The sequence below is a fragment of the Pseudogemmobacter sp. W21_MBD1_M6 genome, assembly GCF_052119585.1.
In the GTDB taxonomy this organism is placed as follows: domain Bacteria; phylum Pseudomonadota; class Alphaproteobacteria; order Rhodobacterales; family Rhodobacteraceae; genus JBGQOJ01.
The window spans coordinates 1-14,511 of the sequence record NZ_JBGQOJ010000030.1 but is presented as its reverse complement, the minus strand read 5'-3'; the positions used below and the strand labels follow the sequence as shown (position 1 = coordinate 14,511).

At 55.3% G+C, this 14,511-nt stretch carries 7 protein-coding genes; 6 read left to right on the top strand and 1 reads right to left on the bottom strand.

Annotated features, from left to right (window positions below; genetic code table 11):
* Window positions 1-11: 11 nt before the first annotated feature.
* The 6 genes from brxC to brxL are packed head-to-tail and all read left to right on the top strand — an operon-like array spanning window position 12 to window position 13,872.
* Window positions 12-3,638: a BREX system P-loop protein BrxC gene (gene brxC, locus ACEN2R_RS18465; protein ID WP_442044161.1), complete on the top strand. Its 3,627-nt coding sequence runs from the start codon at window positions 12-14 to the stop codon at window positions 3,636-3,638.
* Between the two features lie 2 nt (window positions 3,639-3,640).
* Window positions 3,641-5,530, top strand: coding sequence for an Eco57I restriction-modification methylase domain-containing protein (locus tag ACEN2R_RS18460; protein ID WP_442044160.1), 1,890 nt, complete (start codon window positions 3,641-3,643; stop codon window positions 5,528-5,530).
* Entirely contained in the window at window positions 5,527-7,449 is a 1,923-nt protein-coding gene (locus tag ACEN2R_RS18455; protein ID WP_442044159.1) for a hypothetical protein, read from the top strand. Before ACEN2R_RS18460 ends, ACEN2R_RS18455 begins: the two co-directional genes overlap by 4 nt.
* A complete protein-coding gene (locus ACEN2R_RS18450; protein WP_442044158.1) occupies window positions 7,446-9,254 on the top strand; it encodes a DUF262 domain-containing protein in 1,809 nt (602 codons plus the stop codon). Before ACEN2R_RS18455 ends, ACEN2R_RS18450 begins: the two co-directional genes overlap by 4 nt.
* Entirely contained in the window at window positions 9,251-11,779 is a 2,529-nt protein-coding gene (locus ACEN2R_RS18445) for a PglZ domain-containing protein (protein ID WP_442044157.1), read from the top strand. Before ACEN2R_RS18450 ends, ACEN2R_RS18445 begins: the two co-directional genes overlap by 4 nt.
* A complete protein-coding gene (gene brxL / locus ACEN2R_RS18440; RefSeq protein ID WP_442044156.1) occupies window positions 11,776-13,872 on the top strand; it encodes a BREX system Lon protease-like protein BrxL in 2,097 nt (698 codons plus the stop codon). Before ACEN2R_RS18445 ends, brxL begins: the two co-directional genes overlap by 4 nt.
* A 66-nt stretch (window positions 13,873-13,938) precedes the next feature.
* Here the strand turns inward: brxL and ACEN2R_RS18435 are convergent.
* The coding region (locus tag ACEN2R_RS18435; RefSeq protein WP_442044155.1) for a hypothetical protein at window positions 13,939-14,511 on the bottom strand (573 nt) is incomplete at its 5' end.

Sequence of the window (14,511 nt, the reverse complement as noted above, 5' to 3'; positions counted from 1 at the left end):
GGATACAAAAAATGAGCATTAGATCTCTCTTCGATCCAAGCAAGGACATCTACAGGACCATTGAGAAGGTCATCACTTATGGCGCTGCTCAGGAAGACCGCCTGAAGTCGGAAATTGCCGAATACGTTGTGACTGAAAGCATCGAGGAGCAGTTCAGACGGCTTCTCGATCGCATGCAACTCGCAATGGAAGCAGGCGGCGAAAACGAAGTGGGTGTATGGGTCTCAGGCTTTTATGGATCGGGCAAGAGCTCGTTCACGAAGTATTTAGGCCTTGCTTTCGATGATCAGCGCACGATCGACGGAACGCCGTTCATCAAGTATCTTCAAGACCGACTGCATAAGCCCCAAACCAAAGCCCTGCTGAATACAGTTGCACAGCGGTTCCCTGCAGCCGTTGTGATGCTCGACCTGGCAAGCGAGATGCTAGCAGGTGCGACGATGGAGGACGTGTCCACCGTTCTGTATTTTAAGGTGCTCCAGTGGGCCGGCTACTCCCGCAACATCAAGGTCGCGGCATTTGAGCGTATGGTCGAAAAAGATGGCCGTACCGAGGAACTACATCAACTCGTCGCAGAAGCACTGCCAGGAGCGACATGGAATCGCGTACAAAACAATCCTCTCGCCATTGATGGCCTGATCCCCAAGATCGCGCACGAAATGTATCCGGCGTTGTTCCCAGAAGCAAAAAGCTTCTCTTCGAGCACAGACGGTTTTTTCCAGTTCGAAGATCAACGCGTTCAGGAAATGATCGACATTGTTCGCTCCAAGAGCGGCAAGCAGAACATCATCTTTATCATCGATGAAGTCGGTCAGTATGTTGCCTCGCGCGACAACCTAATCCTCAACCTAGATGGTCTTGCCAAAAACCTGAAACGTCTCGGAGACGGCAAGGTCTGGATCATTTCAACGGCCCAGCAAACGCTCACCGAAGACGATCCGCGGGCTGTGCTCAACTCAGATAAGCTCTACAAGCTCAAGGATCGTTTTCCGATTCAGATCGATCTGGAATCCAGTGACATCAAGGAAATCTGCTATCGGCGTCTGCTTGGAAAATCGCCCAGCGGTGAAGAGCAGCTCGGTAAGTTTTTCGACGCGCATGGTCAAGCGCTGCGACACAACACGCGGCTGCAGGATGCAAAATACTACGATGCCGAATTCAGCCGCGAAACATTCACAAACCTGTACCCGTTCCTTCCCGCACACTTTGACATTCTTCTCCACTTACTCGGTGCACTGGCCAAGTCGACCGGCGGCATTGGCCTACGATCAGCCATCAAGGTCATTCAGGATGTTCTCAAGGGTGAAGGCGGATCAACCGCAATGGCTGATCAATCGGTTGGCTGGCTTGCGACGACCGTTACGCTCTATGACGAACTTGAGAAGGACATTCGACGGGCTTTTCCATCGGTGCATCAGGCTGTCGGAAAGGTGCTCATTCGCTTTCCTGATGGCATACTTCATCAAGACATAGCAAAATCTGTCGCTGTTCTTCAGATTCTTGGAAATTTGCCAGTGAGCGTGCAGAATGTCGCGAGCTTGATGCATCCTTCAATCACATCGGCGTCACAACTCGACAAGGTGAAGGAGGCTGTGGATGAAATGCTAGGTGACGTGCTGGTTCCGCTCGGAGAGAAGGACGGAAACCTTGTCTTCCTGAGTGAGAAACTTCGCGACATTGAGCAAGAGCGTGGAGCGCTGGCACTTCGCTCAGTCGATGTCCGGCGGATCTTCAGCGACTCTGTTCGTGAAGTATTTGACCCTTTGCCAAGGGTCAGCCTTCACGGGACTTTGGCTGTTACATCCGGGATCAAGATCCAAGCTGGCAGCGCAGTAACAAGCCTTGCCGGAGACCAGAACACTGTCCAGACGGTCCTAGAGTTGGTGGCTGCCGCCGACTATGACGCAGCGCGCAACCGGATGCTCGACGACTCTCGCAGCCGTACCGGGCGAAACATCATCGGTCTGCTTGCGCGATCCAATCCAGAATTGGATGATCGGGCGAACGAAGTCTATCGGTGCCAACGCATTGCTGAACTTCATCGGAACCAACCCGACCAAGAAGTGCGCGACTACTGTTCTGGCCAATTGGACAGGGCGGCCAAGCTGGCAACGCAACTTCAAAGCAAGATCAAGCAAACGCTCCAAGCTGGGTCGTTCGTGTTTCGTGGCCAGGCGACAGCTGTGTCCGCTCTTGATCCCAATCTACTGGATGCAGCCAGAAAGCTCCTGAATGATGTGGCAACGCAGGTGTTCGACCGGTACGTCGAGGCGCCTGTGCGCGCAGGTACCGATACTGCTGAGAAATTCCTTAAGGTGGCCAATCCCGCTGCCATAAGCAGCGGCATCGATCCGCTTGGCCTCGTTCAAACAACCTCCGGTAGAGCTTCATTCAAGACCGACCACAAGGCTATGACAAGCATTCGGGACTACATCGACAAACGTGGCACCGTAGATGGGAAGCGGCTTCTCGACGATTTCAGTAACGATCCTTTTGGGTGGTCGCCTGACACGACGCGCTACATTCTTGCCGCCATGCTGATGGCCGGAGAGATCAAATTGAAGGTCTCTGGTCGAGAAGTGACCGCCGCTGGTCAGCAGGCCATTGACGCGCTCAAGACAAATAATTCGTTCAAGCAGATTGGCGTTGCCCTTCGGGATGAGCGTCCGTCCAACGAAACGCTCGGCCGCGCAGCAGACCGCCTGACGGAGTTGGTCGGCGATGTTGTCATTCCGCTTGAACAGGAGATCAGCAAGGCCGCAGCAAAGCATTTTCCTCGCTTCCAACACGACTACGGTTCGCTGGGAGAGAAGCTGAGCGGTTTGGGGCTTGCTGGAAGCGACCGTGTGAGAGTGATGAACCAGGAACTCGCGGACGTCCTTTTCACCGATGCGTCAGACGCACCGCAGCGTCTGGGCGCGGAGACGTCAGCCCTCTTTGACAATCTCAAATGGGCGCTCGAGGTAAAGCGTGCGCTAGACAATGGCCTCGATGGAACTCTGCGCGAACTCCAGTCTCATCGCCAAGATATCGAAGCGCTACCTGATACGGGCGTGCCAGGTGAACTGCGGAACGAACTAAGCGAAGACCTGTCGACACTCTCCGATCGCCTGAAAACTGAAGACTTCTTCAAGCATAGCGCAGACTTCAGCTCGTTGCTGACGCATGTCAAAGGCCGCGTCCGTGAGGCTGTGATCTCGCTTTCAGACCAGCAAAAACAGCGCATCAAGGAAGGTGCGGAGGAGCTTCAGCGCGTGCCTGAATGGGGAGAGTTGACCCAGGAAGAGCGCGGCAGCGCCATCGGCCAGCTGGACGGTCTTGAATTGACGGCGACCCACGACCTTGCGGGCCTGCGCAAGCTGCTTGCCCGCGACTATGACATCAGCAGCACGATCGAGGAGCTTCGGCGTTCGATCCAGCGACAGGGACAGGAACGCATCCGTCAGCGGATCGAGGACGAGCGCGCTGAGAAGGGCAAGAAGGGCCCGGCCAAGTTCGAGCAGGCGATTTCTGTGCCCAGCAAAATGACAACGGCCGCAGACCTGGACGCGCTCATCCTCAAACTGAACGAGATCAAAGCCCAGCTCGCGCTCTACGACGAAATCGAAGTCTCATTCAGCTTCGGCGGCGAGGAGTAGAGATGGCGTTTGATCAGTCCACCCGTAACCGCCTCCAACGCTTCGTCACAGACGCACGCCGCACGCTGGAAGAGGAATTCACCCGTCAGCTCCAGAACGACTACGGGCTGGATCCGGTGTCCGGCACGGCCTCCCCGCTTGAAAGCCTGCGCCACATCAATGACCAACAGCGCGAGACGGCACGGATCCTGCGCGACACGCTGGCTCACTATTGCGCAAGCGCGGATACCGACACAAAGGCTGGGCTCGACCGCATCGTGCGCGAACAAGCCTTCACAGTCCTGAACCGCCTGGCGGCCCTCAGGATGGCCGAGGCCCGCGGACTGCTGATGGAATCCGTCGGCAACGGCTACCAAGCCAGGGGCTTCCAGCTTTACCTGCGTCTGGCAGGCACAGGCCTGGGCGAAACCGGCGATGCCTATCGCGTCTATCTCCAGAGTGTTTTCGACGAGCTGTCACAGGATCTGCCCGGCCTCTTCGACCGCTTCTCGCCCCAGGGCCGCCTGTTCCCGCGTGAGGCAGCGCTGATCCAGGTCCTCACCCTCATCAACCACGGCGAGATCGAACCGCTCTGGGCCGAGGATGAGACCATTGGCTGGATCTACCAATACTTCAACTCGAAGGAAGAGCGCAAAGCGATGCGCGATGCGTCGCAGGCGCCGCGCAACAGCCGCGAGCTGGCGGTGCGCAACCAGTTCTTCACCCCGCGCTATGTGGTGGAATTCCTGGTCGACAACACGCTGGGGCGGCTCTGGTTCAACTGGACCGGTGGACAGACCGACCTGCGCGACCGCTGCCAATACCTGCTGGTGAAACCGGACGAGCAGCCCGAGCCCGCCAAGCGCCTGCGCGATCCGCGCACGATCAAGCTGCTCGATCCGGCCTGTGGGTCGATGCATTTCGGGCTCTACGCCTTTGATCTGTTCCTGGAGATCTATCGCGAGGCCTGGGCGTGGGAGCAGACCCATGGACCCGGCTGCCTGGATACCGAGACCGGTGGCAGCGCCGATTTGAAACCGCTCAGCCAGACCTATGCCGACCAGGACGCGTTCCTGCACGACGTGCCGCGGCTGATCATCGAACATAACATCTATGGCGTCGATATCGACCCGCGCGCGGCGCAGATCGCGTCGCTGGCGCTGTGGCTGCGGGCGCAGCGCGCCTGGCATGAGGCGGGCGTGAAGGCCAAGGATCGGCCCCAGGTGGGGCGTGGGCATGTGGTGGCGGCCGTCGCGCCCCCGGCCGAGGTGGACCTGCGCAAGCGGTTCATGGAAGAGCTTGATCCCCTGGATGCAGAGCTGTTCGAAAAGACGCTGTTCCTGCTCAAGGGCCTGCCGGAGCTTGGGGTGCTGTTGCAGGTTGAAAAGGAGTTGCCTGCCCTGGTGCGCACTGTTTTTGGCGAGCATGGCGACCTCTTCCGCGAAGAGGACATGGCGCAGTGGCAGAAGGCTGAGGCGCGCTTGCAGGAGGCCCTGACCGAGTTTGCGCGTGCGGCGCGGTCCACCTATCAGGGGCGGCTGTTCGCTGAGGATGCGCTTCAGGGCCTGCGGATGATCGACCACTGTCGCGAGGTGTTCGACGTGGTGGTGATGAACCCGCCGTTTGGTGGCTTGGCCGATGGCACCAAGGGTCAACTCGCAAAGGCTTTTCCCAACGGAAAAAGCGATCTAATGGCGATTTTTGTAGAACGTGGAATCGACCTGATGCGAGTTGGCTCAAGACTTGGTGCGATAACTTCTCGAACCTGCTTTTTTCTAAAGAGCTTTCAGAAGTGGCGCGAGCACGTGGTTCTCGGCATGACTCAGCCACAAGTAATGGCAGATCTCGGATATGGCGTAATGGATGACGCGGCCGTCGAAGCAGCTGCATATGTTTTGGAGAAGAAAGCATGACGGTCTTTCTCAGATTAATGGGCGATGCGGAAAAGGAAGCTGCTCTACGCGACTGCTGCCAAGCTCTGCGGGCGGGCACTTTGGGTCCGAAAACCTTTGAGGTAGAGCCAAGCTCTTTTCGATCGGTGCCTGGAGCGCCGTTTGCGTATTGGGTTGCGGATACTATGAGGGAGCTGTTCGCAAAACTTCCTTCATTTCAATCAGGCGGCCGTATTGCTGCTTCCGGCGGCAAGACGCTCGACGATTTCAGATTCATCCGGGCATCTTGGGAAATTCCAAGCGCTTCAACAACCTCTTGGAAAACCTTTGCCAAAGGTGGAATATTCTCCCCTTATTACGCAGACATATTTCTCCGGCTTTCTTGGCATCGCAACGGTGATAGCCTCAAGGCTTATCTGATAGATTACAGAGAAAGCAGAGGATGGTCACCAAACTGGACAGCAGAGCTTCATAGCGCGGACCACTATTTTCGCCCAGGGATCACGTGGCCGAGACGAACCAACGGTCTCAGTTTTCGTGCCATGCCATCAGATTCAATTTTTGGCGACAAAGGGCCGGCAGCTCTTGCGCCGAGCGATGATGAGGATGACCTCCTCTTCTTAATGGGGATATTGAACAGCAAAGCATTTGCGGTTCTTGTCTCGCTGCAGCTCGCTCGAACGGAACTAGCGCAGTCATTCGAAGTTGGAGTGGTCCAAAACACGCCGGTCCCAGAATGTACCGAAGTGCAGAGGCAAGAGCTGGTTTCTGCAGCAAGGCGTGCTTGGTCTCGCAAGAGGGCTCTCGACTACACTCAGGAGACGTCGAGTGCCTTTCATCTGCCTTCTGCATTGCAGGTGCGGTTGGGAGATCACGACCCTCAGTCCATCGAGGCAGAGTTGGCCGATATTCAAGCCAAGGTCGACGAGACTGCATTCAAGCACTACGGTTTCAGCGAAGTGGACCGCGCTGCAGCGCTCGGGTCATCTGGCGCGGTGGAAGAGGATGCAGACGGCGCTGCTGACGACTGCGAAGACGACGATGGTGCCGAAGCGGTCGATCAGACTGACGGTCTGCTCAGCTGGGCCGCTGGGGTCGCATTCGGCCGTTTCGATTGGCGCTTGGCCACGGGAGAACGCCCAGCCCCGCCCGAGCCGGCCCCATTTGACCCGCTGCCCGCCAAAAGCCCCGGCATGTTGCCCGATGATGCAGAGCCGTTCTATGCCCATTCCGGCATCCTGGTGGACGACCAGGGGCACCCAAATGACCTCGCCCGCCTGATCGAAGAAGTGCTCGCCTGCGTCGACGCCCCGGTGCCCGCCGATGTGCGCCGCCGGCTGCAACGCGACTTTTTCCCCCTGCATCTGAAGCAGTACAGCAAGAGCCGCCGCAAGGCCCCGATCTACTGGCCGCTCTCGACCAGTTCGGGCAGCTACACGCTCTGGCTTTACTATCCCAGCCTGACCGACCAGACCCTTTTCACCGCCGTCAACGATTTCATCGAGCCGAAGCTGAAACAAATTGGCCAGGACGTCGCCGCCCTGCGCACCAAAGGCAGCGCCCGGTCCCGCGACGACGAGAAAAACTTCGAGGCGCTCCAGGCCCTCGAGCTCGAGCTCATCGAGCTGCGCGACACCCTGCTGGCGATCGCCCAGACCTATCGCCCGAACCACGACGACGGCGTCCAGATCACCGCCGCCCCGCTCTGGCAGCTGTTCCGCCACAAACCGTGGCAAAAGATACTAAAGGACACCTGGGCCAAGCTGGAAAAAGGCGACTACGACTGGGCCCACCTCGCCATGGCCTACTGGCCCGACCGCGTGCGCGAGAAGTGCAAGAACGACAAGTCCCTCGCCATCGCGCATGACCTGGAACACCTCTACGTCGAGCTTGAACCCAAACCCACAAAGGCCCGCAGCCGCAAGAAGGCCAGCGAATGATTAGCAGCGTCCAAGACTATCCCGTAAGCCACTATTTCAATCCAGACGGTGCGCAGCAGTTCTTCATCCCGAAGTATCAGCGCGAGTATGTCTGGCGCCGCGACAACTGGGAGGCGCTGTTCAATGACCTCGAGGATGCGCCAAGTGGCCATTTTCTCGGCTCGATCATCTGTGTGAACAACCAAAAGGACTCGATGGCGGGCAGCCGGTTGGAGTTGATCGACGGACAGCAGCGGTTCACGACCATCAGTCTGCTGTTTTGCGCGCTCTATAGAAAGCTGAAGACCCATCCCGATCCAGATGACGATCTGACGGTTGAGTTGGTGAATCTGAAGAACCGCGTCTTCCTTAAGGGGACGAATTCCTGGCGCTTCGAGCCCAGTGAACAAGCCCAGAACAAGGCTGACTTTCAACGGATCCTCAGCGATCTGTTTCCCAAGCAGGTGTCCGCACCCAAGGGCCTGAAGAACTTCGGCAATAGGCGCATTGCGAAGGCTTATGCCTATTTCACGGATCGCCTCGAGGCCCTTAGTGACGACCAAACTGTCGCTCTTCTGGATAAGCTCAAGGCCGCGATCCTCGTGAAAATTGAGGTCCCAAGCCATTCTGACGCATTCGTTCTGTTCGAGACCATCAACAATCGCGGCATTCCGCTTTCCGCGATTGATATCATCAAGAACAACCTCTTGGCCGAGCTCGACAAGCGCGAAGAATACGGCATCGATCGAGCGTTCGAGGAGTGGAAGGATCTGATAGACCTTCTGCCAGAACCTGCCGTGCAAGAACGCTTCCTTCGTCATCTCTACAACATGTTTAAGTACCTCAAGTCGGTTGAAGTCAAAGGATGCTCAAGGGCGACGCGCTCTAACTTGATAACCATTTACGACACTCTTTTGCGCAGGCGCCCGGTCTGGGTGTTCCAACAACTCCAGGAGAAGGCAAGAACCTATTCCGCGTTGATCAATCCAGTCGATGCCAAGGAAAAATGGGGCGATGCCACCAGCTTGGCACTTCAAGACCTCCATCGCCTTGGTGCTGCACCCGCCTATGCCTTCCTTGTCTGGGTCAGTCAGGTCGCGAAGAGCCAGAAATGGGATGAAGGACATGCTCTCCAGCAGACGGCCGCATATTTGACTCGCTGGTTCTTTTGGAGAAATCTTACGGACACGCCAGCGACGCGTGATCTCGATCCCATGTTTATGGAGTTGGTCAACGACCTTCTAGTCGATCTGCGAAGTGGCCAGTTTAGTGGATTGCCTGATTTTCTAGACCGAACGCGAGCATGGCTCCTCCAAAGGGCGCCATCTGAGGAAATCTGTGACGCACGACTGGTAGGGGACGTGTATCTCGAAAACTATGAAGCAACCCGCTTCATGCTCTGCAAGCTTGAAGAAACCCACCAGACCAAAGAAACGAAACGCGATCTTTGGGCCCAAGACTCCCATGGCCGGCCGGTGTTTACGGTTGAGCACATTTTACCAAAGACCGAAAACCTAGCAACTGGCTGGGTCACGATGCTCGAGTTAAACGGAATAGACTCCTCCGATACAATAAGACAGCGCTGTGCACATAATCTCGGAAACCTCACTCTAAGTGGGTACAATTCGAAACTGGGCACGATGGAATATTCAAGAAAACGTGACAGAAAAAATGATTCTGGTGACTTTATCGGTTATCGGAACGGGCTGTATCTGAATGCCTCTCTTGCACAGGGTTCTGAGTGGAATGAGAAAGCGATCTTACAGCGTTCAGAAGTTTTGGTCAAAGAGGTCAAGTCAATTCTCGGCCTAAGGGAAAACCCATGAGTATTGCCACCTTCATCCGTGACACCGTTTTGCGCCCTCGCCTTCTGAAGGCGGGCTGCATGGTCATCTATGACCCTGATCACCGGTACCACGACCTCAGTTTGGGACTGGGCGATGACCGCATCCGTGTGATCGACGCCACTGAGAGCAGCATCGAGAGCCGCCAGGAAGCGATCATGGCTCTGCGTGAAGTCGGCAAGACGACGCGTGAGATTGACGCGCTGGTGGTCTATGTGCCCCAGCGGCGCACGGAAACCGATGAAGAAAAGCAGGCTGACCCCTTCTCAATCTACGCGCAGAGTGGAGCGGTCTTTCCCCAGGACGATGGTGACGACTATTTGAGCCTCTGCCTTCGCGCGAAACCAGACCATGCAACAGAAATCCGCCGCATCTTTGCAGGGTCGCCCAATGGCCCGTCTTTTTCTGTGATCGATGCGATTGGCGGTGGCGCCAACTGGCCGCAGCTCCGGGCCGCGCTTCGGGTGGAGTCCGGCCGCGAAATCCTGACGGCGCTTCTGGCACCGAGTGCCAAGCAAGCCGACGCTCTCAAATCGCAAGAAGGCTGGAGCGAGGAAGCACGGGAGTTCCTGCGCGCGACCCTGGGGATGAGCGTCAAGACGCGAGGCAAGACTTGGACGTCAATCGCTGACGAACTCTGGAGGTTCGTTCTCTTCAGCGAGTTCGTCTTTGATCTGCCCGTTCCCTTGCCTGAGTCACTCAAGGGCGTGCCTCACTCGCCGATCGAAGCAGAACCAATCGTTAAAGATGTGTGTGATCGCCTCCGGACGAATCCTGCAACTCGGGACACCTACATTGAGCGCGCAGAGGCAATTGAACTTGATCTCTCTCTTCCAGAGCAGTGCAGCGACATCGATGACCTTGGCGATCGCGACACGTTCCCATTCGAGGAGCGCACCTTCCTCAAGGCAGCAATCAAGGGCATCTCGACCAACGAAACTGACACGACTCGCAGCATCATCAGCCGCCATAAGGATTCTGTCTGGTTGGGCAAAGGTGAAAGCCAGGCGCAGTGGGAGTTGATCCGCACCGGCCTAGCGCTGATCGAATGCTGCGATGACAACGAACGCCAGCTACCAGAACACGCCAGATCTCAGGCAAACTTGCTGGATTTCTATCTTGGAAGCCTGCGAGAAGCAGACCGTCTCCAACGCGAATTTGAGCAGGCGGTTGGCGACTTTCTCGACTCGCACGGCATCATGCACGAAGTCATTGACCAAGCCCGATCCCGGTATCGTCGCCTGGCGGAAAAGGTCCAAGCAATATTCATTAGGCATATTGAGGGCGCCGGTTGGCCCCCGGAAGGCAGATTGGCCAATGCTGATGTCTATGACCGAATACTTGCCGACCGTCTGAAAGAAAACGGAAGAAAAGTCGCTTACCTCATGGTCGACGCCCTACGTTATGAGCTTGGCGTAACACTTGAAAAGCAGCTGTCTGAAGACGGGCCAGTTGAGCTGCAAGCGGCCTATGCCCAACTGCCGACGATAACCCTCGTCGGTATGGCCAGCCTTCTTCCAGGCGCCAGAACACAGTTGTCGCTCGAGATCGAAGGCGACGCGCTGGCCCCAAAACTAGGAACGGCCAAGGTTGGGAATGTCAGCCAACGCATGGACGTGTTTCGAAAGAAACTTGGTGATCGGTTTCAGGAGATGCCACTGAGCGACTTTGTTCGCGGAAATCCAAAGATAACGCCCACCGTTGATCTCCTAGTTCTGCGATCAACCGAGATCGACAGTCAGCTCGAGAGCAATCCTGAGACCACCCTCGGCTTGATACCCAGCACATTGAAGCTCATTCGTGTCGCCCTGCACAAGCTGCGTGGAATGGGGTTCAAAGAGGCCGTGATTGTCACGGACCATGGATTTTTTCTGAATGGTCACGCAGCAGCAGGTGACGTTTGCACCAAGCCACAAGGGAATTGGCCGGTTAATGCGCATGATAGAGCCCTACTTGGAAACGGAAACAGCGACTCTCATAGTGTTGTTTTGAACTCTGAGAAACTTGGCATCCGAGGCAGCTTCGCCCAGGTTGCTCTGCCCAAGAGCATGGCTCCCTACAGGGCAGGACACCTTTACTTCCACGGCGGAGCCTCCTTGGCGGAATCAGTTGTACCTGTGATTGTCGCGCGCCTAGATAATGAAGAACATTCGAGCGCAGCCAAGATGTCTGTCGAGCTCAAATACAAAAATGGCGCGAAACGAATTACGACGCGAGTACCCGTTGTGGAAATTGCCTTGGTTTCTGACGATATGTTTGCTCAAGAAGAAAGCGTTGAGGTTCTAATCGAAGCCCAAGACGGAAAAGGAAATGTGGTCGGAGAGCCGCGAGCGGGCGGTGATGTAAATCCCGCCACGCGAACAATCACCCTAACGCCGGGACAGCGGAAGCAGATTGCACTGCGAATGGATCCCGACTTTGAGGGAAAATTCTCAATAAAGGCCTTGAACCCAACAACTCTGGCGAGCCTAAGCACGCTGAATCTTGAGACGGACTATACCGTATGAACGACATGGACGAACTGGACCAGCGCCTCACGTCAACCTTCGATGGAAAGGTTGTACGAAAAGACCTGCTTCATCGGATCAAGAAGGGGACAAACGTACCCACATTCGTGCTTGAGTTTCTGTTGGCTCGTTATTGTGCAAGCGACGACCAGGCTGAAATGGATGCGGGTATGGAAGCCGTGCTTGCAACGCTCCAGGACAATTACGTAAGGCCCGACGAATCCAATGCCGCTCAATCGAAGGTTGCAACCAAAGGTAAACATCGTTTCATTGACAAGGTTCATGTCCGATACGTCGAAAAGGAAAAGAGGCACTGGGCTTCGCTGGAGAACTTCAACTCGCAGCGCATCGCTATTGGAGAGAAATTCTATCGGGACAACGAGCGGCTCCTCGAGGGTGGAATCTGGGCGGAGGTCACACTTTCACATAACGATATCGAGGAAGATGATTACGCCTTCTATATAGAAGACCTGCGCCCAATTCAGCTGTCACGCTTCGACTTCCAACAGTACACAGATGGCCGCAACGAATTCACCCGGGATGATTGGATCAACGTCATCATGAGATCGGTCGGTCTGGAACCGTCCAAGCTTTCTCAACGGGTCAAAATGCACTTCGTGGCTCGGTTGGCTCCGCTTGTAGAGCCCAACTACAACTATATCGAGCTGGGCCCTCGCGGAACGGGAAAATCCTATTTTTTCAGTGAATTCTCGCCCTATGCGACGCTCATATCTGGCGGTCAGGCGACAAAGGCAACTCTCTTCTATAACAACGCTCGTCGCAAAGTTGGTCTGGTTGGTTACTGGGACACCGTTGCATTTGACGAAGTTGGGGGGATCAAGGTCCGTGATCCGGATACGATCCAAATCATGAAGGACTTCATGGCGAATGGGCGGTTTTCTCGTGGAGCGGAAGTCATTGCGGATGCTAGCCTCAGTTTTGTAGGCAACATCGACCTGTCAGTTAGCCAAGTCGTTAACTCGACGGAATACGACCTCTTCCAGCCACTGCCACCTGAACTTGATCTGGCAATAATGGATCGATTCGCCGCCTATATCCCAGGCTGGGAGTTTCCCAAAAACAGCAGCTCATTCTTGACCAGTAGATACGGATTTATCACCGACTATCTTGCTGAGGCATTTCACTATCAGTTCAAGCATACGAACAGATACGAAGAGGTGAACCGCCGGATTCGCCTTGGGAAAGCTGTTGAGGGGCGTGACGAAAAGGGCATAAAAAAAACTGTAGCGGCTTTTCTAAAAATACTCCATCCGAATGGTGCACCGAGCGATCAGGAATTCGAAGAGTATGTAGCCTATGCTACCGAATGCCGTCGGCGGGTAAAGGAGCAGATGAATAAGCGCAAACCTGATGATGAGTTTGCTTTAATTAATCTTTCGTACTTTGCGTCAGATGGAACCGAAGTGGTTGTGTACTGCCCTGAGTCGAAAGACGCGGCAGCCACTCAGGAGCCGACGAGGAGAAGACTCAACGTTTCTGAGCGGAGTGAAGCTCAACCGAATGAAAAAAAGGCGTCGCCTACCAGCGCCCCCGAGATTTCGAACATCGCTACCCCAGCTGTCCTGGACGAAACAAGCCCTAGTCAGCCCCAAGCTCACGAACGGCACTTCACCATAATGTATGGCGACACGGGACACAGCTACGAGTCAATTATCGGCCCATATCTTTCTTATGCGAAGGCAGTAGTTATAGAGGACCCATATATTCGACATCAGCATCAAATTCAAAATTTTGTCAGGTTCTGCGAGACCGTATTAAAATCAGGAACAATAAAAAAAATTGATCTGGTCACCGGGTATGACGATCAGACACAGCTCGTGGAAATACACGAAAAGCTTGATGACCTGAAACAAAGCTTGCTGGAAGTGGACGTCATTCTCAATGTCAAACTTAACCCAAACATGCATGACCGTGAAATCCGATTGGACAACGGTTGGGTAATTAAGATTGGCCGAGGCCTTGACTTTTATCAGCGTCCTACGAGTTGGTTCGAGGTTGGGGCAAACGATCTAAGCTTACGAAAATGTCTGGAAACCAAGGTTGACATTTATAAAGTCAAAACGGGCAATTAGTGCGTTTACAGTAGCGGGTGTCCTGAGGTGGTTGAATTGCTCCGGGTTTGTCGGAGAGAGGTGGTCCTATGGAGCCGTACCGTCATCGGGATCTTGCGACACCAAGAGCCGTCTCCGCGGATCGGTTTCTTCGGCGTTCCCCTGGATCCAAGCTAAGATATGGCGTGAGTCTTCAGTGGAAACGATGGGGTCGCGCGACAGCCGAAAGCCCGCCATACGTTCGCGGTCTCGTGGGCTCAGCATCGAACCATCCAAATATGTCCGGACTGAAAACACAGGCATCGGGTCTGAGAAGAAGGACTTCACCGAAGTATTTATTCGGAGGGTGCGAACGATCAATCCGCCGTCACCGTACGGCACAATAAAGTCATAAGTCATGTTGCCTTGCAGCTTACCCAAGCTATGCTCGATCCCCGACGACAGAAAGTTCCTGAGCGCCCTGATTTCCTGCAAAATCTTCAGAACGTCAGCTCTGATTGTTTCTGGCGTCGAAGCGCCGCGCTCCAAGAGCCGGGAGACGGTGTGATGTGAAATGTTCGCGGCAATATTGATGTTTGTACTGCAGGGCACCTCTAAAAATTGCGCCTGATCTGACGGCGGTGTAGACATTGGGCCAGTGTGAGATGGAGGCTGGTTGTC

Excerpts from the sequence above, each read along its gene's own strand:
- brxC (WP_442044161.1), top strand. The coding sequence starts at position 12 with ATGAGCATTAGATCTCTCTTCGATCCAAGCAAGGACATCTACAGGACC.
- ACEN2R_RS18460 (WP_442044160.1), top strand. The coding sequence starts at position 3,641 with ATGGCGTTTGATCAGTCCACCCGTAACCGCCTCCAACGCTTCGTCACA.
- ACEN2R_RS18455 (WP_442044159.1), top strand. The coding sequence starts at position 5,527 with ATGACGGTCTTTCTCAGATTAATGGGCGATGCGGAAAAGGAAGCTGCT.
- ACEN2R_RS18450 (WP_442044158.1), top strand. The coding sequence starts at position 7,446 with ATGATTAGCAGCGTCCAAGACTATCCCGTAAGCCACTATTTCAATCCA.
- ACEN2R_RS18445 (WP_442044157.1), top strand. The coding sequence starts at position 9,251 with ATGAGTATTGCCACCTTCATCCGTGACACCGTTTTGCGCCCTCGCCTT.
- brxL (WP_442044156.1), top strand. The coding sequence starts at position 11,776 with ATGAACGACATGGACGAACTGGACCAGCGCCTCACGTCAACCTTCGAT.